The organism is Streptomyces sp. NPDC050535, assembly GCF_044457665.1.
In the GTDB taxonomy this organism is placed as follows: Bacteria; Actinomycetota; Actinomycetes; order Streptomycetales; family Streptomycetaceae; genus Streptomyces.
Genome location: NZ_JBITHE010000024.1, coordinates 1 through 20325 on the forward strand (window position 1 = coordinate 1; position 20325 = coordinate 20325).

At 70.0% G+C, this 20325-nt stretch carries 18 protein-coding genes; 8 read left to right on the plus strand and 10 right to left on the minus strand.

What is annotated here, in order from left to right; all coding sequences use genetic code 11:
- Nucleotides 1–100 precede the first annotated feature (100 nt).
- The gene (locus tag ACIBLC_RS35225) at nt 101–2194 is read right to left on the minus strand and encodes an alpha-1,4-glucan--maltose-1-phosphate maltosyltransferase (protein ID WP_399215590.1); all 2094 of its coding nucleotides are present in this window, start codon (nt 2192–2194) and stop codon (nt 101–103) included.
- 163 nt (nt 2195–2357) lie between these two features.
- Nucleotides 2358–2624 carry a DUF5133 domain-containing protein gene (locus ACIBLC_RS35230; RefSeq protein WP_399215591.1) on the minus strand — a complete coding sequence of 89 codons (267 nt, stop codon included), beginning with the start codon at nt 2622–2624 and terminating at the stop codon, nt 2358–2360.
- A gap of 307 nt (nt 2625–2931) precedes the next feature.
- On the opposite strand from ACIBLC_RS35230, the gene ACIBLC_RS35235 reads away from it, so the two are divergent.
- The 4 genes from ACIBLC_RS35235 to ACIBLC_RS35250 all read left to right on the plus strand — a co-directional run bounded on the left by ACIBLC_RS35235 (nt 2932) and on the right by ACIBLC_RS35250 (nt 9892).
- Nucleotides 2932–3474 carry a pep a2 gene (locus ACIBLC_RS35235; protein WP_399215477.1) on the plus strand — a complete coding sequence of 181 codons (543 nt, stop codon included), beginning with the start codon at nt 2932–2934 and terminating at the stop codon, nt 3472–3474.
- Nucleotides 3475–3558: 84 nt separating this feature from the next.
- The gene (gene glgX / locus ACIBLC_RS35240; protein WP_399215478.1) at nt 3559–5694 is read left to right on the plus strand and encodes a glycogen debranching protein GlgX; all 2136 of its coding nucleotides are present in this window, start codon (nt 3559–3561) and stop codon (nt 5692–5694) included.
- 37 nt (nt 5695–5731) lie between these two features.
- On the plus strand, nt 5732–8326 hold the full coding sequence (locus ACIBLC_RS35245; protein ID WP_399215479.1) for an AAA family ATPase: 2595 nt from the start codon (nt 5732–5734) through the stop codon (nt 8324–8326).
- Nucleotides 8327–8494: 168 nt separating this feature from the next.
- Nucleotides 8495–9892, plus strand: coding sequence for an FAD-binding oxidoreductase (locus tag ACIBLC_RS35250; RefSeq protein WP_399215480.1), 1398 nt, complete (start codon nt 8495–8497; stop codon nt 9890–9892).
- A gap of 3 nt (nt 9893–9895) precedes the next feature.
- Here ACIBLC_RS35250 and ACIBLC_RS35255 read toward each other — a convergent pair whose 3' ends face one another.
- The 4 genes from ACIBLC_RS35255 to ACIBLC_RS35270 form a co-directional block, all read right to left on the minus strand.
- The gene (locus tag ACIBLC_RS35255; protein ID WP_399215481.1) at nt 9896–10705 is read right to left on the minus strand and encodes an SAM-dependent methyltransferase; all 810 of its coding nucleotides are present in this window, start codon (nt 10703–10705) and stop codon (nt 9896–9898) included.
- Between the two features lie 26 nt (nt 10706–10731).
- Entirely contained in the window at nt 10732–11244 is a 513-nt protein-coding gene (locus tag ACIBLC_RS35260) for a hypothetical protein (RefSeq protein WP_399215482.1), read from the minus strand.
- Nucleotides 11245–11402: 158 nt separating this feature from the next.
- Nucleotides 11403–11648: a DUF397 domain-containing protein gene (locus ACIBLC_RS35265; RefSeq protein ID WP_399215483.1), complete on the minus strand. Its 246-nt coding sequence runs from the start codon at nt 11646–11648 to the stop codon at nt 11403–11405.
- 3 nt (nt 11649–11651) lie between these two features.
- The gene (locus ACIBLC_RS35270; protein WP_399215484.1) at nt 11652–12518 is read right to left on the minus strand and encodes a helix-turn-helix domain-containing protein; all 867 of its coding nucleotides are present in this window, start codon (nt 12516–12518) and stop codon (nt 11652–11654) included.
- Nucleotides 12519–12773: 255 nt separating this feature from the next.
- On the opposite strand from ACIBLC_RS35270, the gene ACIBLC_RS35275 reads away from it, so the two are divergent.
- Complete coding sequence (locus tag ACIBLC_RS35275; protein WP_399215486.1) at nt 12774–14186, plus strand: hypothetical protein; 1413 nt, start codon at nt 12774–12776, stop codon at nt 14184–14186.
- 53 nt (nt 14187–14239) lie between these two features.
- Here the strand turns inward: ACIBLC_RS35275 and ACIBLC_RS35280 are convergent, their stop codons facing one another.
- Entirely contained in the window at nt 14240–15061 is an 822-nt protein-coding gene (locus ACIBLC_RS35280) for an SDR family NAD(P)-dependent oxidoreductase (protein WP_399215487.1), read from the minus strand.
- Nucleotides 15062–15205: 144 nt separating this feature from the next.
- Here ACIBLC_RS35280 and ACIBLC_RS35285 point away from each other — a divergent pair, with 144 nt between their 5' ends.
- The 3 genes from ACIBLC_RS35285 (at nt 15206) to ACIBLC_RS35295 (ending at nt 17028) form a co-directional block, all read left to right on the plus strand.
- Nucleotides 15206–15751: an ATP-binding protein gene (locus tag ACIBLC_RS35285; RefSeq protein ID WP_399215488.1), complete on the plus strand. Its 546-nt coding sequence runs from the start codon at nt 15206–15208 to the stop codon at nt 15749–15751.
- Nucleotides 15748–16320 carry a DUF6624 domain-containing protein gene (locus ACIBLC_RS35290; RefSeq protein WP_399215489.1) on the plus strand — a complete coding sequence of 191 codons (573 nt, stop codon included), beginning with the start codon at nt 15748–15750 and terminating at the stop codon, nt 16318–16320. Before ACIBLC_RS35285 ends, ACIBLC_RS35290 begins: the two co-directional genes overlap by 4 nt.
- A 189-nt stretch (nt 16321–16509) precedes the next feature.
- Nucleotides 16510–17028: a hypothetical protein gene (locus tag ACIBLC_RS35295; RefSeq protein WP_399215490.1), complete on the plus strand. Its 519-nt coding sequence runs from the start codon at nt 16510–16512 to the stop codon at nt 17026–17028.
- 332 nt (nt 17029–17360) lie between these two features.
- Here the strand turns inward: ACIBLC_RS35295 and ACIBLC_RS35300 are convergent, their stop codons facing one another.
- The 3 genes from ACIBLC_RS35300 to ACIBLC_RS35310 form a co-directional block, all read right to left on the minus strand.
- On the minus strand, nt 17361–18086 hold the full coding sequence (locus ACIBLC_RS35300; protein WP_399215491.1) for an alpha/beta fold hydrolase: 726 nt from the start codon (nt 18084–18086) through the stop codon (nt 17361–17363).
- 29 nt (nt 18087–18115) lie between these two features.
- On the minus strand, nt 18116–19084 hold the full coding sequence (locus ACIBLC_RS35305) for an alpha/beta hydrolase (protein WP_399215492.1): 969 nt from the start codon (nt 19082–19084) through the stop codon (nt 18116–18118).
- A gap of 63 nt (nt 19085–19147) precedes the next feature.
- On the minus strand, nt 19148–20143 hold the full coding sequence (locus tag ACIBLC_RS35310) for a helix-turn-helix domain-containing protein (protein ID WP_399215494.1): 996 nt from the start codon (nt 20141–20143) through the stop codon (nt 19148–19150).
- Between the last annotated feature and the right edge of the window lie 182 nt (nt 20144–20325).

A 20325-nucleotide genomic window follows, 5' to 3' on the forward strand; every position in this document is an offset into this window, starting at 1 on the left:
CGGACCAGGACCTCGTAGAAGACGGCGCGTTTGAACCACTCGGGATCGCGGTCCTTGGCCGGGGTGTCCTCGAACGTATCCGGGACAGGCTCGTTCACCATCATGCGGGAGACCCCCCGTTCCGGGGAGCGGGCCCGACGGCGAGCACATGGGCGGCTCCCGGCTCCAGACGCACGTAGTTGGAGCTGCCCCAGTGGTAGGTCTCGCCAGTGAGCTCGTCGCGCACCGGAACCGAGTCGTCGTGGTCCAGGCCGAGTTGCGGCATGTCCAACGAGACCGTCGCCTCCTGGGCGTGGTGGGGGTCCAGATTGGCCACCACCACGACGGTGTCGTCGCCCGTGCGCTTGCTGTACGCGATCAGGGCATCGTTGTCGGCCCGGTGGAAGTGAAGGTTCCTGAGCTCCTGAAGGGACTTGTGGTGCCGCCTTGTCCGGTTCAGCTCCGTGATCAGCGGCGCGATGGTCCCGCCCGTACGCTCGGCGGCCTCCCAGTCACGCGGCCGGAGTTGGTACTTCTCGGAGTCCAGGTACTCCTCGCTGCCCGCCTTGACCGGGGCGTTCTCGCACAGCTCGTATCCGGCGTACACCCCCCAGGCCGGCGACAGGGTGGCGGCGAGGACGGCGCGCACCTCGAAGGCGGGCCGACCGCCGTGCTGGAGGTACTCGGGCAGGATGTCCGGCGTGTTCACGAAGAAGTTGGGGCGCATGAACGCGGCTGTCTCACCCGCGAGTTCGCGGAGGTAGTCGGTCAGTTCCTGCTTGGTGTCGCGCCAGGTGAAGTAGGTGTACGACTGCTGGAAGCCGACCGCCGCGAGCCTCTCCATGACCGCGGGGCGGGTGAACGCCTCCGCCAGGAAGATCACGTCCGGGTCGGTGCGGTTGATGTCGGCGATCACCTGCTCCCAGAACACCACCGGTTTCGTGTGCGGGTTGTCGACGCGGAAGATCCGTACGGCGTGGTCCACCCAGAAGCGGAGCAGCCGTACCGTCTCGGAGATCAGCCCCGGCATGTCCTTGTCGAAGGCGATCGGGTAGATGTCCTGGTACTTCTTCGGCGGGTTCTCGGCGTACGCGATCGTCCCGTCCGGGCGGTGCTGGAACCACTCCGGGTGCTTCTGGACCCACGGGTGGTCGGGGGAGCACTGGAGCGCGAAGTCCAGGGCGATTTCCATGCCCAGCCCCGCTGCCCGGCGTACGAACGCGTCGAAGTCGTCGATCGTGCCGAGGTCCGGGTGGACGGCGTCGTGGCCGCCCTCCGGGGAGCCGATCGCCCAGGGCACGCCGACGTCCGAACGGCTCGCCGACAGGGTGTTGTTGGGGCCCTTGCGGAACGTCGTCCCGATGGGGTGGACCGGCGGGAGGTAGACGACGTCGAAGCCCATCTCCGCGATGGCGGGCAGGCGTTCGGCGGCGGTCCGGAAGGTGCCGTGCGGCTGCTCGGGCGTGCCCTCGGAGCGCGGGAAGAACTCGTACCAGGAGCCGTACAGCGCCCGCTTCCGTTCGACGAGCAGGGGCAACGGCAGGGAAGCGGAAACTCGTTCACGCAGCGGGTGCTCCGCCAGGACGGCGTCCGCCTCAGGGGCGAGAGCGGCCTCCAGACGGGCGGCGGGCGGCCGGGCCTCGTCTCGCAGGGCGTTCGCGGCGGCGAGTACCGCCTCCCGGTCCGCAGGGTCCGGGACTCCGGAGGCGGCCCGCTCGTACAGTTCTGCGCCCTCCTCCAGCATCAGGCCGGAGTCGATACCGGCCGGGATCTTGATCCCGGCGGCGTGGCGCCAGGCGGTCAGAGGATCGCGCCACGCCTCGACCACGTAGGTCCAGTGGCCCGCTTCTCCCGGTGTGACGTGAGCACCCCACCGGTCCGTGCCGGGGGCGAGTTCGCGCATCGGCGTCCAGGGCCCGGGGCGGCCGCTCGGATCGCACAGGACGACGTTCGCGGCGACCGCGTCATGACCCTCGCCGAACAGGGTGGCCGTGACCTGGAAGGTCTCGCCACACACCGCCTTGGCCGGCCGCCGGCCGCACTCGACGACCGGATGGACGTCCACGACCTGGATGTCGACAGCGTGGAAATCCACGACCGGCACGGAGGACGAGCCGGCGGCGACGGAATCCGGACGGACGGCCGGCAACGGGACGTGGGCCGAACGGGCAGTCGCAGTCGGCGCGGAGGTCGCGCGCGCACCCGCGGTCGGCATGCCGACCGAGCGGCCCTTCCTGTCCGGGAGGTCGAGCGCGCCTACATCCACCGCCGGGATGCTGCCGTTGTCCGGATTCACGTCCATGGGTTTCGCCTCTGCCGTCGTGGAGCCAAGCCTGCGGTTCGGATTCGCGTCGGAACGCTTCGACGCGCCGGGGCCCTCAGGGGCACCGGCCCACCGTCCGGCCCGGCCCGCGGTCCTGGGCGCCTCGGGTCCTCGCCATCGGGGAAACGGCACGCAGGTAGCGCTCGGCGGCGTGCGCGGCCTCGCGCGCGCAGCGCTTGCCCATCAGCACGCACAGCGTGTATCCCGTGTTCTCGAAATTGCCCCGCACCGTGTGGTCGGCGGGGGCCGCGAGCAGCAGACGTTCCCAGGCCCGGTACCGCTCAAGATGCCTGGCGACCTCGGCTTCGGCGGGCAGCAGCAGCATCACGCTGGTCACCTTCCCACTCTCTCGAACACGCACGGCTCGCCCGGATGGCGAGTGAGGACCGTGCACGCAGGGACACCGACCCGTTACCGAGACAGATGCCCTCACCCATGGTGCCTGTGCGGCCACCGAGCGTCTTGTTGGCTCTTCAACAACATTGGGGCCGGTCTCGTGTTGCACGAATGGAGCAGTACTCGCACTCTGGGATCTGACTCAGAAGCGATCAGCGCTCACGCTACGTGTTCGGGGCTCGTCCCGCAGGGGCGAGGAGCAGCGGAGCTTCGCCGGTGAGGAGCGAACGACAATGAAAGCTGCGGTCCCCTGCTACTACCACCTCGACGTCGAGGTCAGCCCGGAACGGGTGGGACAGGTCAGGCGCATCCTGGCCGCCCACCTCCGGTACTGGAACCTGGAGAACCTCGTCGAGTCCGTCTGCCACTGTGCCCAGGCGCTGCTCCATACGATCGAAGAGCACGCGGCGGACAAGAACACGACCATCGAGATGTGGTGGAACGGCCAGCACCTCATCACCGCCGTCTCGGACAACGACCAGGACATCCGCCCGCACAACACCCCACAGGGCTGCCTCGCGCAGATCGCCGCCCTGAGCGACGGCTGGGGCTGCTGCGCCACCGGAGCCGGCGGCAAGATCATCTGGTTCTCGTGGCGGGCCCGCGCCGCCGAGCACGCCCCGCTGGTGCCGCCCGGACCCGCGCCCAGCCTGCGGGAGGCGCGCCGGATGCCTCGCGCGCTGCCTGTGCCGGCGCTCACCGGATCCCGCGAGAACCCCGGAACCGTACTCGTCGGCTCGCATGACGACGCCGAGCCCGCGGTCGCTGTCCGGTGAATCCGTGAGGGCACGGAGCGCTCACGGTCGCCGTCCGGCGCACCCGTGAGGACAGGGAGGCCGTGATCGTCTTACGGTGATCGCGTGCCTATACGAAACGGCCGCCCCTATCCACTGGGCGCGGTATATGACGGCGAAGGAACCAACTTCGCCCTGTTCACCGAAGTCGCCGAACGCGTCGATCTCGTACTGATCGACGCGTCCGGCGTCCCTCGCACCGTCACGCTCACCGAGGTCGACGGCTCCGTCTGGCACTGCTACCTGCCGGGAGTCGGGCCGGGGCAGCGTTACGGCTACCGGGTGCACGGACCCTGGGACCCGGCCGCCGGACACCGCTGCAACCCGGCGAAGCTGCTGCTCGACCCGTACGCGAGGGCGGTCGACGGGCAGGCGGACAACGACGCCTCGCTGTTCGAGCGCGCCGCCGACGGGCCCGATCCGGCCGACAGCGCCGGCCACACACCGCTCGGCGTGGTGACCGACCCGTTCTTCGGCTGGGGCGACGACCGCCCGCCGATGCGCCCGTACGCCGAGACGGTGATCTACGAGGCCCATGTGCGAGGCCTGACCCGCACGCACCCGGAGGTCCCCGCCGAACTGCGCGGCACCTACGCGGGGCTCGCCCACCCGGCGGTCATCGAGCATCTGACCTCGCTCGGCGTCACGGCGGTCGAGCTGATGCCGGTGCACCAGTTCGTCCAGGACGGCTTCCTGAGCGACCGTGGGCTGTCCAATTACTGGGGCTACAACACGATCGGCTTCTTCGCGCCGCACAACGCCTACGCGGCGCACGGCACGCGCGGGGAGCAGGTCACCGAGTTCAAGTCGATGGTGAAGGCGTTGCACGCGGCGGGGCTCGAAGTGATCCTCGACGTCGTCTACAACCACACCGCCGAGGGCAACGAGAACGGCCCCACGCTCTCCTTCCGCGGCATCGACAACGCCTCGTACTACCGCCTGGTGGAAGACGACCCGGCGCACTACTACGACACCACCGGCACCGGGAACAGTCTGCTGATGCGGCACCCGAACGTGCTCCAGCTGATCATGGACTCGCTGCGCTACTGGGTCACCGAGATGCACGTCGACGGGTTCCGCTTCGACCTCGCGGCGACCCTGGCACGACAGTTCCACGAGGTGGACCGGCTCTCCGCGTTCTTCGACCTGATCCAGCAGGATCCGGTGGTCGGCCGCGTCAAGCTGATCGCCGAGCCCTGGGACATCGGCGAAGGCGGCTACCAGGTAGGCAACTTCCCGCCCCTGTGGTCCGAGTGGAACGGCAAGTACCGTGACTCCGTACGGGACTTCTGGCGCGCCGGCGAGCACACGCTCGGTGAGTTCGCCTCCCGGCTGACCGGCTCCTCCGACCTCTACCAGCACGACCGGCGTCGGCCACGCGCCAGCATCAACTTCGTCACCGCGCACGACGGCTTCACCCTGCGCGACCTGGTCTCGTACAACGACAAGCACAACGAGGCCAACGGCGAGAACAACCAGGACGGCGAGAGCACCAACCGGTCCTGGAACTGCGGCGACGAAGGACCCACCGACGACGAAGGGGTCCTGGAACTGCGCGCCCGCCAGCAGCGCAATCTGCTCGCCACCCTGCTGCTGTCCCAGGGCATCCCGATGCTCGCCCACGGCGACGAACTGGGCCGCACCCAGCAGGGCAACAACAACGCCTACTGCCAGGACAACGAAATCTCCTGGATCGACTGGCGGTTGAGCCCGGAGCAGCGCGAGCTCATGGACTTCACCCGGCGCGCCATCGCGCTGCGCGCCGCCCACCCCGTCCTGCGCCGCCGCCGCTTCTTCCTCGGCGACACCGCGACACACGAGGACCAGCCACTGCCCGACCTGGTGTGGCTGCGCCCCGACGCGCGCGAGATGACCGACGAGGACTGGCTGCGTCCCGACGCCCACGCCGTCGCCGTCTTCCTCAACGGCGACGCGATCGCCGAGCCGGACCCCAACGGCGCCCCGGTCGTCGACGACTCCTTCCTGCTGCTCCTGAACAGCTACTGGGAGCCGGTGACCTTCCGCCTCCCCGACACCACCTACGGCGAGCGGTGGACCGTAGAGATCGACACCGCGGAGCCGCAGGGGCTGCCGGACGAGTCGGAACGGAAGGCCGGCACCGACGTCCGTGTCGAAGGGCGCAGTCTCCTGCTGCTGTCCCGGCACCGCGGCGAGCCGAGGGAGGCGCGGTCCGTGTCCTGACCCACCGGACGGCGACCCGCGTGCCAGAATCGTTCCCGTGGATCGGGGGATCCTCGAGCGCGAACAGGAGCTCGCCCAACTGGCAGCCGCCGCGCGGGAAGCGGCCGACGGCGCCGGATCCGTGGCGCTCGTCTTCGGCGAGGCAGGGATCGGCAAGTCCAGCCTGGTGAAGGCGCTGCCGGAGGTCCTGCGCCCCGACGTACGCGTGCTGCTGGGGGAGTGCGACGACCTCACGACACGACGGCCGCTGGGCCCCTTCCGTGACCTCGTCGCAAGCGTCGGCCCGGAACTGGCGGGAGTGCTCCCCGAGGGTGGTGACCGCCATCTGATGTACGACGCCCTGCGGGCGGAGCTGAGCCGGGCGCCGCATCCCGCGGTACTCGTCGTCGAGGACGTGCACTGGGCGGACGAGGCATCGCTCGACGTCCTGCGTTTCCTCGTCCGGCGCGTCGAGCGACTGCCCGCCGTACTGGTCCTGACCTACCGGGACGACGAGTTGGGCCGCGAACATCCGCTGCGGCACCTGCTCGGCCAGGTGTCCCGCGCGGAGCGGGTGCACCGCCTGCCGCTGTCCAGGCTGTCCCCGGACGCCGTGCGTCGGCTGAGCGCCACCAGCGAGCTGGATCCGGCGCGGGTGTACCAAGTGACGTCGGGCAACCCGTTCTTCGTCGCCGAGGTGGTGGCGGCCGGCGGTACCGGAGGTGTGCCGCCGACCGTGGTGGACGCCGTACTGGCCCGGTTGCGGGGGCTTGACGACACCACCCGGGACGCCCTGGAGCAACTGGCCGTGGTGCCCTCCGCGGTGGAACGCTCGCTGGTCAGAGTGCTGTTGACGGATGACGTGGCCCAGCTGGCGGCAGCCGAGCAGCGCGGCCTGATGGTCGTCACGCCGGAACGCGCCGGTTTCCGGCACGAGTTGATCCGCCGGGCCATAGTCGACTCGCTGCCGGCCGCGCGGCGGATCGAGCTGAACCGGAGCGTGCTCGCCGCGCTCATCGCCGTACCCGGCTCCGACGCCTCCCGGATCGTCCACCACGCCGCGGAGGCGGGTGACCTGGACGCGATCGCCCGGCACGGCCCCGGCGCCGCACACGACGCCTCCCGCGCGGGTGCCCACCGTGAAGCAGCCGCCCATCTCAGGCTCGTACTCCGTCAGAGGGACCGGCTCACCCCCACGGAACTCGCCGGCCTCCTCGAGCGGTACGCGGTGGAGAGCTACACCATCGCCGACTCCGTGGCCGCTGTCGACGCGGAGCGGGAGGCGGTCGCGCTGCGCCGGTCCCTGGGAGACGCGCGTGCGCTCGGCGCGGACCTGCGATGGCTGTCCCGGATCCAATGGTGGGCCGGTGACGCCGAGGAGGCGCGGTCGGCCGCCAGAGAGGCCATCGCGGTACTGGAAGAGGCGGGCGACGACCGGCTGCTCGCGCTCGCCCTGAGCAACACCGCTCAACTGCACATGCTGTCCGACCGGCACGCGCAGGCGATCGCGTTCGGCGAGCGGGCCATCGACCTGGCCCGTCGCGCCGGTGCCGCCGAGATCCTCGCGCACGCCCTCAACAACGTCGGCTCCGCCCGCTGGCGTGCCGGTGATCCGCTGGGACGGGCACAGGTCGAGGAGAGCCTGAAGGTGGCGCTCGGGGCCGGCGAGGTCGAACACGCCTGCCGGGCCTACGCCAACATCATCTGGAGTCTGCTGGAGAACCTGGAGTACGCCGAGGCCGACCGCTTCCTGGCCCCGGCCATGGAACTGGCCGACCGGGCGGAACACCTGGGTTTCCTGAACTATCTCACCGTCGAGCTGGCCATGCGCCGGCTCGCCGCCGGTGCCTGGGACGACGCCGAGAAACACGCCGAGGCCGGCGCCCACGACTTCGTGCCCGCCCGCTGTCCCGCGCTGACCGTGCTGGCCCGGGTTCGGGTGCGCCGCGGCAGGAGCGGCGGCGACGAACTGCTCACGCGGGCCTGGGAGATCGCGGTGCGCAGCAGCGAGCTCCAGCGCACCGGACCGGTCGCGGCGGCCCGGGCGGAGTCGGCCTGGCTGCGCCGCGACCACTCGGCGGTGGCCGCCGCCGCGGGCGAGACGTTCGCGGAGGCCTGCCGGCTGGACGCGGGAGCGCACCGGGCCGAGCTCGGCTACTGGCTCGCCAAGGCCGGGCAGGCCGTTCCCGCGGACGGTTCGGGACATCCGTACGCGCTCCAGACCGCGGGGCACTGGCGTGAGGCGGCGCTGCTCTGGGAGGCGGCCGGATGCCCCTACGAGCATGCCGCCGCCCTCGCAGAGAGCCCGGACCCCGAGGACAAGCTCACCGCACTCGCCGCGCTGGACTCGCTGGACGCGGGGCCGCTCGCTCAGCTGATCCGCGGCGAGCTGCGCGCACTCGGCATGCGCCGCATCCCGCGGGGCCCCCTCGCGGCGACCCGGGACAATCCCGCGGGTCTCACCGAACGCCAGTTGCAGGTCATGGGACTTGTCGCGCAGGGGATGACGAACGGCGAGATCGCCGACCGCCTCGTGGTGTCGGTGCGCACGGTCGACAACCATGTCTCGGCCGTCCTGGACAAGCTCGGAGTCCGCACCCGGCGCCAGGCCGCGGCCCGTGCCGTGCAGCTCGGCATGCGGCCCCGTAGGTGAAAGGTAGGTAGCCGCCGGGGAAGAGGTAGGTGACGGGCACGGATGTCCGCGAACCGGGAACCTGGAATAGAACAGACGTATCGGATTCAAACGGGTCCGTCAGAGGGGAACCGGAGAGGGCTCGTCAGGGGTGCCCGCAACCGGTTCCCGGTTTCACGGGGGATGCTCATGTCCATCACGACCGCACAGGTGGCAGGTCAGGAACTCACAGGATTCAAGGGACAGTTGATCGGCCCGGACGACCCCGGGTACGACACGGCCCGCAAGGTGTACAACGGGATGATCGACCGGTGGCCCGCACTCGTGGCGCGCTGCGCGAGTGCCGACGACATCGCACAGGTCGTGGGCTTCGCCCGTGACCACGGTCTGCTGCTCGCGGTCCGCGGCGGCGGCCATCACGGAGCGGGCCTGGGAACCTGCGACGGGGGCGTGGTCCTGGACCTCTCCCTGCTCAATGACGTCGAGGTCGACCCTGAGGCGCGCACGGTGCGGGTCGGTGGCGGCTGCGTCTGGGGCGAGGTCGACCGCGCCACCCACGAGCACGGTCTGGCAACACCCAGCGGCATCATCTCCACGACAGGCGTCGGCGGCATCGCCCTGGGCGGTGGCCTCGGCCATCTCACCCGCAAGTACGGGCTGACCATCGACAACATCCTGGAGGCCGACCTCGTTCTCGCGAACGGCGAGCAGGTGCGTGCGAGCGCGGACGAGAACACCGACCTCTACTGGGCGATCCGCGGAGGCGGCGGCAACTTCGGCGTCGTCAGGTCGTTCCTCTTCAGGCTGCACGAGGTCAGCACCGTGGTGGCGGGCCCCACCTTCTGGCCCGTCGAACTCACCGCCGAAGTCCTGCCCGTCTACCGGGACTTCATCTCCGACGCGCCGCGCGAACTGAACGCCTTCTTCATGGTCGGGTCCGTCCCGCCGGCCGCGCCGTTTCCCGAGGAACTTCATCTGCGCAAGGTCTGCGGCGTCGTGTGGTGCTACGTCGGGGACGACACGGCCGAGGCCGCACGGCTGATGGCACCGTTCCTCGACGCCCTGCCCCAGCCCTTGCTGCACGGCCCCGGGCCGATGCCCTACCCCGCGCTCCAGTCGGCCTTCGACGGGGTCTACCCGCCCGCCGACCAGTGGTACTGGCGCGCGGACTTCGTCAACGAGATCCCGGGCGACGCGGTCGACCAGCACGCCAAGTTCGGTGCCGAACTGCCGACATGGAAGTCGACGGCGCACCTGTACCCCATCGACGGCGCGGTTCACGACCACGCCTCCGCGGACACCGCGTGGAGCTATCGCGATGCCCGCTGGGCGTCCGTCTACGCCGGCGTCGATCCCGACCCGGCCAACGCGGACCTCATCAAGCGGTGGACGGTCGACTACTTCGACGCGCTGCACCCGTTCTCCGCGGGCGGGGCCTACGTGAACATGATGATGGACGAGGGCCAGGAGCGCGTGTGGGCCAGCTATCGCGACAACTACGCACGCCTGGCCCGCATCAAGGCGGACCACGACCCGGGCAACCTGTTCTGCCTCAACCAGAACATCGAACCGGCGTCGGAGTCCTGACCGTCACGGCTTGAGGGCCACACCGCCGTGGACGTCCGTGGGCTCGGGCGACGTACCGGGCTCCGGGCGCCACAGCGGGCAGGACACGATGCCGGGTTCCACCAGTTGCAGGCCCTCGTAGTAGGCGCTGACCTGCTCGGGGCTGCGCAGCACGTACGGGACGGCGCCGGTGTCGTCGTAGCCCTGCTGGGCCTCCTTGAGGGCGGCGTCGGTGTCGGTGCTGTCGTAGTGCACGAAGTAGCTGCCGGAGGGCAGGGCGGCCTGGAGGCGGCTGACGATCGACTTGGCCTCCTCGTAGTCCTGGATGTGGCCGAGGATGCCCATGAGCATCAGGGCGACAGGCTGGTCGAAGTCCAGGATCTTTCCCGCCGCCTCGATGATCTTCTCGGGCTCGTGCAGGTCGGCGTCGATGTAGTTCGTGATGCCCTCGGGGGTGCTGGTGAGCAGAGCCTGGGCATGGCGGAGCACCAGCGGGTCGTTGTCCACGTAGACGATGCGCGACTCGGGCGCTATGCGCTGGGCGACCTGGTGGGTGTTGTCGTACGAGGGAAGACCGGTGCCGATGTCGAGGAACTGGCGGATGCCGAGTTCGCCGGTCACGAAGGTGACCGTACGGATCAGGTAGTCACGGGAGGCGCGGGCCATCGTCTCGATGTTCGGGGCGACTTCGCGATAGGCGTCGCCCGCCTCCCGGTCGACCTCGTAGTTGTCCTTCCCGCCCATCCAGTAGTTCCAGATGCGGGCGGAGTGCGGCACCGTGGTGTCGATCTTGGACAATGCCTCTTGGTCCGGGGTGGTCCGGCCGTCTGCCATGGAATATCTCCTACCGTTACCGTGCGTCACGCGGTCTGTCGCCAACCTATCGTCAACGTCTGTGCGGAGCGCCTGAGTTGGGCGCAGGGTGGAGCGGGGCCGGGGATCGGCGGGCCCACTTCCTCCGCGTCGAGGGTCACGACGGGGGCGTGCTCGGCCAGGGTGCGGAACGCCCGCTCGTAGGCGTCGGCCGCCTCGGTGTCGGACACCCGGCCCGTCACATGGACGAGTGCGCCGTCGCGTTCGGCGACCGCCTCGGCGAAGTCGAGGGCCTGGATCCAGGTCACCCGGGAGCGACCGCGGCGCAGTGGTCCGTAGACGAGCTCGTGGATGATGCCGCCGTCGACGGCCAACCGGCCGGGGGAGTCGAGGAGTTCGCGGTAGGGCCGGATCGGGTCCACATGGTGGAGGTGGCCGCGTGAACGCCGGATCATGAATCCATGGCGGGTCAGCTCGTCGGTCAGGCCGCTTCTGCCGATGCCGTCGGGGCCCTCGATGACCAGTGTCCGGCACTGGCTGAGGGCCTGGTGGAGGAGCATCCCCGCACCCACTCCCTCCGCAGGACGATCGACTTGCCCAGTGTGGAGGGGACAACCCGCACGGCGGGAGGGTGCGTGCGGGTTGTCCGGTTGTGCAGCCGTAGTGGCGGGCTCGCGGGCGACGTGGTGGCGGAGCTACGGCAAAGGGGTGGCGGGCCTCAGGCGATGAGGAAGTCGGCCTGGCCCGACTTGGCGCCCTGGAGGAACGAGACCATCTCGTCCCGGGAGTACACCAGGGCCGGACCTTCCGGATCCCTGGACTGACGGAAGGCGACGCTGCCGTCGGGCAGGCGCTTCGCCTCGACGCAACTCCCGCCGTTGGTACCGCTCCAGGGCTTCTCCCAGCCCTCGGTGCCCAGGTCGACGGACGGCATGCCGCTGTTGATGGGGCCCATGGATTCCATGGATCACAACTCCTTACGCAGTTCACCCAGGATGGTCCTGGTTCGAGCGACCGGCTCCGCCTGCACGGACATCCGGTCCAGTACTTCCAGATAGCTGACGACGTCGTCGGGGCGGTCCACGTAGACCGCGCCGGCGAGGCTCTCGGTGTAGATGACGTCGGGCAGTTCGGAGAAGCCGAAGCGGAAGTGGTGGAACGGGCCGAACGCGCCGGGGTGCGCCCCCACTCCCAAGCGCATGATCTGGATCCGGACCTTCGGCATGTCCAGGACCTCCTGGAGATGGTCGATCTGAGCCCGCATCACCTCGGCCCCGCCCACCGGACGGCGTAGCACCGTCTCCTCCAGAATGGCCCAGACCGCGGGCGCGTCCGGCTTGCCGAGCAGGTCCTGGCGCTTGACCCGCAGGTCGACCCGGCGGGCGATGTCCTCCTTCGACTCGTTGGGAAAGCCGACCCGCATGAGGGCGGTGACGTAGTCGTACGTCTGCAACAGGCCCGGAACGTAGTGGGGTTCGTAGAGACGGATGACGCTGGCTTCGCTCTCCAGGCTCACGTAGGCGCTGAACCACTCCGGCAGCACGTCGCGGTACTTGTACCACCAGCCCGGCTGGTTGGCCTCCCTGGCCATGGCGAGGAAGTCGTCGATCTCCGCGGCCGGAACCCCGTAGGTGCGCAGCAACTCCCGTACGTACGGGATGCGGAGTCCGACCTCGGCCTTCTCGATCCTGCGGACCGTGAGCGGGGTGACCTCGATGGCGCGTGCCGCGTCCTCGAACGACACCCCGGCCGTTTCCCGCAGTTGCCTCAGCCGCTTGCCGAGAACCATCCGCAGGACCGTGGGTGCGCTGCCGCCAGAGCGGTTCTCGCTCACGTGCTACCTCCCGGTACGGCAATCACAGCGAGCAGTGTGCCACGCGGTCGATGACAGAGACAGAGCGATGCAGTTCGTTCTGAAATTATCAGAACGCAGGTTGCATGGTGAGTGTGTAGGCCACCATAGTGATCGAGTGACCTGGCGCACCGTCAGCGGGGCGGAAGGTCAACTGCGTTCGGCCGTACGGGACTTGGTGTATCGAGGGCGGCTATGGACGGACGCAGCTGCACGCGACCGTGATGCGAGACCGGGATGGCCACCGTGACCGACGGATTATCGAGAAACCCGGGCAAGGCACCCGCAGGGGCCAACAAGGCGCTGGCGGCGGCCCTCAAGGACGCTGCCTGCTCCTACGCCTCACTCGCCCTGCGGGTCAATGAACTGGGGCGCCGTCAGGGCGTCGACTCCCACTACGACAAGGCTTCGGTCACCCGCTGGCTCCAGGGCCAGCAACCGCGGGGAACCACTCCCGAGTTGATCGCCGCCGTGCTGTCCGAGCGACTCGGCCGCGCCGTGTCGCCCGCGGACGTAGGTTTCGTCCCCGATCAGCAGCGTCCGGTCGCGGGCCGGGCGCTGGTCTATGGCGAAGACGTGGCAGAGACCCTTCACACCCTGGCCGAGCTGGGATCCACCGACATCTCCCGCCGCAGCCTCCTCGGCTCGGTCCCCTTCGTCGCCGCCGCGCTGGCGAACCCGCAACGCGACTGGCTGCTCTGGCTGCTGGAGCACCAGGACGCCGACAGGCCGAACCTGTCGGCGAGCGGCGGACCGGCCGAGCAGGTGCACGCGATGATCGCCATGTTCGACCAGATGGACAACCAGTACGGCGGCGGCGGAGTGCGCACCAGCATCGTCCACTACCTCACCACCGAGGTCGTCCCGATGCTGCAGAGGCGCGGCACGCCGCCGCAACTGCAACGCCAGTTGTACGCCGCCGCCGCGCGCCTCGCCGCGATGGCCGGCTGGAGCTCGTACGACGCGGGGGAGTACGGCCTCGCGCAGCGCTACATGATCCAGGCACTGCGCCTGTGCGCCGAGGGACGCGACCGGGTCCTCGGCGGCCAGATCCTGGCCGGGCTCTCCCATCTGGCCACCAGCCTCGGCCGCCCCGACGAGGGGGTGGCCCTGGCCAGGGCCGGAATCGCCACCGCGAAGGACGCGGGCAGCCCGCTCGGTCTGATGCGGCTGTACGCCATGTCGGCGCGCGGACACGCCGCCCAGAACCGCTCCGCGGAGGCCACCGAGGCCTTGCTCCTGGCGGAGCGGCAGTTGGCCGTGAGCCGCGGAGCCGCGCAGGAGTCGGTGTGGGTGCGCTACCTCGACCACCACTATCTCCAGGCCGAGTCCGCGCTCTGTTTCCGTGACCTCGGGCTTGCCGCGCAGGCGGAACGCACCGCGAGCGAGTCGCTGAGCGCCAACGCCGACCGGCGCAGGCGCCAGGCCATCAGCCGCTCCGTGCTGGCCACCGCCCACCTCCAGCAGGGCCGCCTCGACGAGGCGCTCGGCACCGCCACCCAGGCTCTCGACACGCTGAGCACCGTGCACAGCGAACGGTCGATCCAGGCGTTGCGCGACTTCCGCGGGCGGCTGGAGCCGCGCCGGCACGAGGCCCTGGTGCAGGAATTCGAACACCGGGCCCGTCCGGTGCTGGGGGCGGCGGCATGACGGATCGGCCCGGTGTCTTGGTGCCCGCCGAACCCTGCGCGGCCCCTGGTCACTCAGTAGCCGTCCGGCGAGGGAGCGTTCTGGGCGCGGTCGACGGGGAGATGGGCTCCGGAGATCCCGCTCGACCAGTCGGACAGCAGGAAGACGACCACGCGGGCGACCTCCACGGGCGCGACCGGCTCGCCGCCCGGGAACTCCGCCGCCACGAACCCGGCGTACGCCTCCGGGTCCTCCCGCCGCATCCGGTCCCAGCGCTTGCCCGGGATGAGCATCGACCCGGGGGAGACGGCGTTCACCCGGATCGCGTCCGGACCCAGCTCCCGGGCGAGCGAGGCCGCCAGGTGGATCTGCGCGGACTTCGCGACGCCGTACTGGACGGGTGGACCGGGCTTCCAGCCGGAGATCGACGAGATCACCACGACGGAGCCGCCGCCCGCGACCCGCAGATGCGGAACCGCGGCCCGCACCAGCCGCGCCGTGTGGCCGACGTTCACTTCCCAGGTCGCCGTCCAGTCCGCGGCGTCCGCCTGCTCGAAGGCGCCCCCGCGAGACCCGCCCGCACAGGCCACCACCCCATCGAGACCGCCGAAACGTTTCGCCGAGGCCGCGACAAAGGCTTCGAGGCGCTCTGGCTCGGTGACATCGAGCGGCTCGGTGAACAGGGGAGTGCCCAGCGAGCCGGCCAGTGCCGCCAGGCCGTGCGGGTCGCGCGCGCAGGTCGCCACCCGCGCGCCCTCGGCGGCCAGCAGCCGCACGATCTGCTCGCCGAGCCCTCGGGTGCCGCCGGTGACCAGTACGCGCTTTCCACGCACGCCGGGCCATCCGCCGGCACCGCTCGGGTGCGCCTCGGCACGAGCCCCGCTGACGTTCCTCACGCGATCGAACATACATCCCATGTCACTACGGGCCCGCAACCGGACAACCCCGATAACCCCTGGTCCCTCCCCTGCTCCGGCGTGTTGGCTGCACGGGCAGCCACCGAGACCGTCCCCCACCGTGCTGCACCAGAAGGAGGATCGATGACGGTATCCAGGGCGCATCGCCACGGGCCGTCGCCCTCACTGGCACGTGAATCGGCGGACGGGCAGACCCCGGCGGAGAGGATCCGGCCCGATGAGACCGTGGGGCCCCCGCCATCGCCGATGATCCCGGCGCGCAGGACCCATCTGCTGCGGACGACCGTCCCCGCCCACCCGTCCCGCGCATCGGGCGTGCGGACCATGGTCGCCGAGTACCTGATGCGTCTTCGCCTGCCGCGCGAGTGCGTCGACAACGCTGTCCTCGCGACGGGCGAGCTGTTCTCCAACGCCATCAGACACGGCAGCCCCGGCGCGGCCGACGCGATCACCGTCACCATCGAGTACACCCAGCGCGACCTGCGCGTGACGGTCTCCGACCGCTCGTCCGCCCTGCCGTGCCCGCGTACGGCGGACCGGGCCGAGGAGTCGGGACGCGGACTGGCCATCGTGGACGCGCTGGCCGACGAGTGGGGCATCGCGCCGCCCGAACCCGGCACCACGGGCAAGAGGGTGTGGTTCACCCTGGAGCTTCAGGGAGCGCGATGAAGGGTTCCCCCGGGCGCCTCGCCGCCGGTGGTCACGCGCGGCAGGACCAGGTGGCGACCCGCGAAATGGTTCCGGCGCTCGCGACGGCGCTCGCCGGGGAACTGGAGCGCAGGGCCGGCGAGGAGCATCGCCTGATGCGGCAGGCCAGGGCGAACCCCGCGCCGCGGTGTCGCCGTGCCATAAGCGAGTGCCGTGGAGCCAACGCCGCGGCTTTGCGGACGATCGTCGACCACCACGGCTGGCCGGCCGCCGACGTCGTCGGCGCACCCGCGTCGACGGCAGCCCTCATGATCCTTCTGCACGCCACGGACCTCGACTTCCAGCTGACGTGCCGCGACCTGATAGCGCAGGCCGCCGCGGACGGGCGCTGCCCCGCGCTGCACCATGCCTATATCGCCGACCACTGCGCGGTCGAACAGGGGCAGCCGCAGTTCTACGGCACCCGTGTAGATCCCGCGACCTTCCGCCCCTATCCGGTCCGCCGGCCCCAGACCCTCGATGAGCGCCGCCGCGATGTCGGCCTGGGCCCGCTCGACGAGCAGCTGCGGGCGCTGCGCACCGGCGAGTGAGACACCGCGGAACGTGATGTGCGGCACGTGGCGAATTGTCGTCGGAGCCGCCCGGGAAAGGTTCTGGCTGCGCACGGCTTGATCGCCGATCAAGCAGCGGGAAACGCCTGGCTACGGCATGTCCCGCTCATTTGACACTGCGTTGAGGGCACAGATAGGAAACAGCTCTCTGAGGTGGAGAGGTGCACTGTGCGCGAGCCGAACGTGGTCGAGGACTGGCAGGAGTACGACGAACGAGCCGGCCTTCGGGTCCGCGTCCACGGCCTGGAGAAGGCGGACCCCCCGCGGGGCCGGGACGACGCCGCCGAGGGACTCACCTACTTCCGATTCCGTGTCACCGTCGAAAATCGCACGAGTGAGCGTTTCGGTATCCACCTCGAAGACGGCCAGATCGATGTCCGCGTCGGTGACGACGGCGAGAGCGCGTTCCTCGACTGGCGGAACTCACAGTTCATCGAGGGGTTCGACGTCTACCCGCTGCACCGGGCCACCGCCGTTCTGTACGCCGCGTGCCTCGACGCCCGGCTGTCCCGGGTGGACATCCAGATCCAGCTCAAGGTCGACGAGGAGTGGACCGAGCGGTATCTGTGGGCTGGCGGAATCGAGTCGTACGAGCTTCCCGTGGACGCCGGTGAACTGCCCGGCACGGGCAGGGAGAGCCTCGCCTGCCAGGTGAGCAACTATCTGCGCAAGGAAGCGGGGTCGTGAACCGGGAGTCTGCTCCTGCGGGAGGCCCGGGCGCGACGGGCCGCGTGGGGCCCGGGACCAGGCCGGTCCCGGGTGGATCCAGCCGCGGGCGAGCGGGGTGCCGAGCCGTCGAGGGGCGGGGGAAGGCGGTGATCCCGGCGGCGTGCCGTGGGTCGCCCACTGCCACGCCGCCCGGACTCCGCCCCCGCCCGGTCGGTGCGTCGACCAGGGCGAGCTGCCCCTCGGCGCGGGTGTCCAGGAGCAGGTGATCTCCTCGAAGGCGCCCGCGCCGCCCGGCTGCCGACCGGCAGGAGAGGCCGGGCGGCAGCAGCGGGCGTGCGGGACGGCTGTCGTCAGTGGGCCGTGGTCTGAACAGCCTCGCGGATCAGCTCGGCGACCTTCTTGGGGTGGGCGAGCATGACCAGGTGCGAGGAGTCGACCTCGACGGTGGTCATCCCGGCGCGCTGGTAGCCGAAGCGTTCCACGTCCGGGTTGATGGTGTGGTCCGCCGAGGAGACCAGACCCCAGGAGGGCTTGGTCTTCCACGCCGCCGCCGGGGCCGCGTCGGCGAACGCCTGTGCGGCCAGCGGGCGCTGGGACACGGCAAGGACCTCGGCCAGGTCCTGCTCGACATCGGCGGCGAAGATCGCGGGGAACTTCGCGACGTCCACCGTCACATCGGTACCGCTCTCGGTGGAGCCCTCGATCGGAAACGGCGTGTAGACCAGGGCCGAGGCCAGATCCGAGTCGGGGAAACGGCCCTGGAGCTCGCCCAGGCTCTCTCCCTGCTCAAGGGCGTAGCCCGCCAGGTAGACCAGGGCCTGCACGTTGTCCTCGACGCCGGCGACGGTGATCACCGCGCCGCCGTAGGAGTGGCCGACCAGGACCACGGGGCCCGGGATCTGGCGGACGACCGAGGCGATGTAGGCGGCGTCGCCGATCAGACTGCGGTTGGGCACGGCCGGGGCCACCACGTGGAAACCGTCGGCGAGCAGCTCCGGGATGACCCGGGCGAAGCTGGAGGCGTCGGCGAACGCGCCGTGGACCAGGACGATGGTGGGAGCGGTTGACTGGGTCATGGAGACCCTCCTTGCTGGTGGGGGGCAGGTCAGGCCGGGTGCAGGGCGGTGCGGAGGGTGTCGGTGGCCAGTGTGATGGCCACTTGGGCGCCGTGGGTGGAGCGCAGGGCGTTGAGCATCACGAAGTCGTGGATGACGCCCTGGACACGGACCGCGGTCACGGCGACACCGGCTTCGCGGAGCTTGGCGGCGTACGCCTCGCCCTCGTCGCGCAGGACGTCGGCTTCGCCGGTGATGACGAGGGCCGGGGGAAGGCCGGTGAGCTGCTCGGTGGTGGCGCGCAGCGGGGAGGCGGTGATCTGCGCGCGGTCGGCCTCGCTGGTGGTGTACTGGTCCCAGAACCACTGCATGCCGTCGCGGCGCAGGAAATAGCCCTCGGCGAACTGGTGGTAGGAACCGGTGTCGAAGCTCGCGTCGGTGACCGGGTAGAACAGGACCTGCTGGAGCAGGGGTACGTCCCCGCGCTCCTTGGCCATCAGCGTGAGCGCGGCGCTCATGTTGCCGCCGACCGAGTCGCCCACCACGGCCAGCCGGGTGCCGTCCAGGTCCTTGGTGGCCCCCTGGGTGACGATCCACTGGGCGACGGCGTAGTTCTGCTCGATGGCGACGGGGTAACGGGCCTCGGGCGAGAGGTCGTACTCGGGGAACACCACCGCGGCCTGTGCGCCGACGGCCAGCTCGCGTACGAGCCGGTCGTGGGTGTGGGCGTTGCCGAAGACCCATCCGGCACCGTGGATGTAGAGAACTACCGGCAGGGTGCCGGTGGCGCCGGCCGGCCGCACGATCCGCACCCGGACACCGTCGGTGGGGCCACCGGCGACGGTGATCCACTCCTCGTCGACCGAGGGCAGGACGACCTCGCCCGACTGGACCTCATCGACGGCCTTGCGGCCCTCGGCCGGGGCCAGGTCGAACAGGTACGGCGGATTGGCGGTCGCCTCGGCGAAGGCCAGGGCCTCGGGTTCGAGAACGGGGCGTACAGGAGTCGTGTCAGACATCTGCAGTTCCTTGCGTGGTGCGAATGCTTTCCTGCTCACGACTCTATGGGCTGCCGCTACCGGTCACTTGTCCGTCAGCGCACCGCCAGTGTTCCCGTAGTGTGCTCCGGACCGGCCGTGGACCTGCCATTCGCGGGGCGTCGTACCGTAAGCCGTGCGAAAGGCCCGGCTGAAATGGCTGGGGTTCACAAAACCCCAGCGTTGGGCGATTGCCGCCACCCCCACCTCTCTGGCCATGGGCCGGAGGAGATCCCGGCGGCACCGCTCCAGTCGCTGCGTCCGGATCCAGCCGCCGACGGTTGTGTCCTCGAGCTGGAACAGTTTGTGCAGGTAGCGAACCGACATGCAATGGGCTTCGGCGATGCTGGACGGTGACAGGCCGGGGTCGTCGAGGTTGCGCATGACGTGCTCCTTCACCCGGTCGAGTGAGGCCGCGGCCACCTGCGGGCCATCGGACGCGAAGCGTCCGCGCCGCTCGTCGATGAGCAGCACCAGCAGATCGAGCGCGGTGGCGGCAACCCGGCGGCCGACGGCGTCGTCGAAGCCCTCGGCTTCGCGCGCCATACGCGCCAGATAGGTCGCCACGAGTCCGGCCGTGCCCTCCTCACCGGTGAAGGCGGTGGCGGTGAGTGCCCGCAGATCCTCGTCCCGGACGTGAAGATCTTCGCGAGGAAAATGGAAGGAGGTGAAAGTGAATTCCTCTTCGAGTTTTATCCTGAAGAGGCGGGACGAATCAGTGATGGAGAATTGCCCCGGTTCTATCACGGATTCCCGCCCGTCCTGCTCCTTTATCGCGGTGCCCTGCTGTTGAAGGCTGACGGTAAGTGAATTCCGGTCCTCGCGGGAGATATTGCGCTTGTTGCGCGTCACTACCTGCGGTCCGGCCTGTACGTGAGAGACCTGCAGGGCGCCGAGCCGACTGCTGACGATGCTTCCGGGTGACGGCTCCTTCTCGAGCAGATTCACGTCCATCGGCATGAAGGTGCCGGAAACCGCCTGATGCCAGCGCTCCGCCCGGTCGGCGGCGGACAGCTGCGCTGTGGAGAGGACGGTGGACACTGGTTTCCCCCTGGACATCACGGGTGCCCGGAAACGATCCGTACACGAATCCCCTGTCTGCCCTGCCGGCGTGGATCCCTCTGGTCGGGGGCCGGACCGCAGATCTTCTGCCTGCTCCCAGCCTGCCGTGTGCCCTGGTGAGAGGCATAAGTAGGTCGACTGGTCCGGTCGACTGGTCTTTA

Coding starts and splice junctions, on each gene's coding strand:
- ACIBLC_RS35225 (WP_399215590.1), bottom strand. CDS start 2,194: ATGCCGACCGCGGGTGCGCGCGCGACCTCCGCGCCGACTGCGACTGCC.
- ACIBLC_RS35235 (WP_399215477.1), top strand. CDS start 2,932: ATGAAAGCTGCGGTCCCCTGCTACTACCACCTCGACGTCGAGGTCAGC.
- ACIBLC_RS35250 (WP_399215480.1), top strand. CDS start 8,495: ATGTCCATCACGACCGCACAGGTGGCAGGTCAGGAACTCACAGGATTC.
- ACIBLC_RS35255 (WP_399215481.1), bottom strand. CDS start 10,705: ATGGCAGACGGCCGGACCACCCCGGACCAAGAGGCATTGTCCAAGATC.
- ACIBLC_RS35260 (WP_399215482.1), bottom strand. CDS start 11,244: ATGCTCCTCCACCAGGCCCTCAGCCAGTGCCGGACACTGGTCATCGAG.
- ACIBLC_RS35265 (WP_399215483.1), bottom strand. CDS start 11,648: ATGGAATCCATGGGCCCCATCAACAGCGGCATGCCGTCCGTCGACCTG.
- ACIBLC_RS35275 (WP_399215486.1), top strand. CDS start 12,774: ATGGCCACCGTGACCGACGGATTATCGAGAAACCCGGGCAAGGCACCC.
- ACIBLC_RS35285 (WP_399215488.1), top strand. CDS start 15,206: ATGACGGTATCCAGGGCGCATCGCCACGGGCCGTCGCCCTCACTGGCA.
- ACIBLC_RS35290 (WP_399215489.1), top strand. CDS start 15,748: ATGAAGGGTTCCCCCGGGCGCCTCGCCGCCGGTGGTCACGCGCGGCAG.
- ACIBLC_RS35300 (WP_399215491.1), bottom strand. CDS start 18,086: ATGACCCAGTCAACCGCTCCCACCATCGTCCTGGTCCACGGCGCGTTC.
- ACIBLC_RS35305 (WP_399215492.1), bottom strand. CDS start 19,084: ATGTCTGACACGACTCCTGTACGCCCCGTTCTCGAACCCGAGGCCCTG.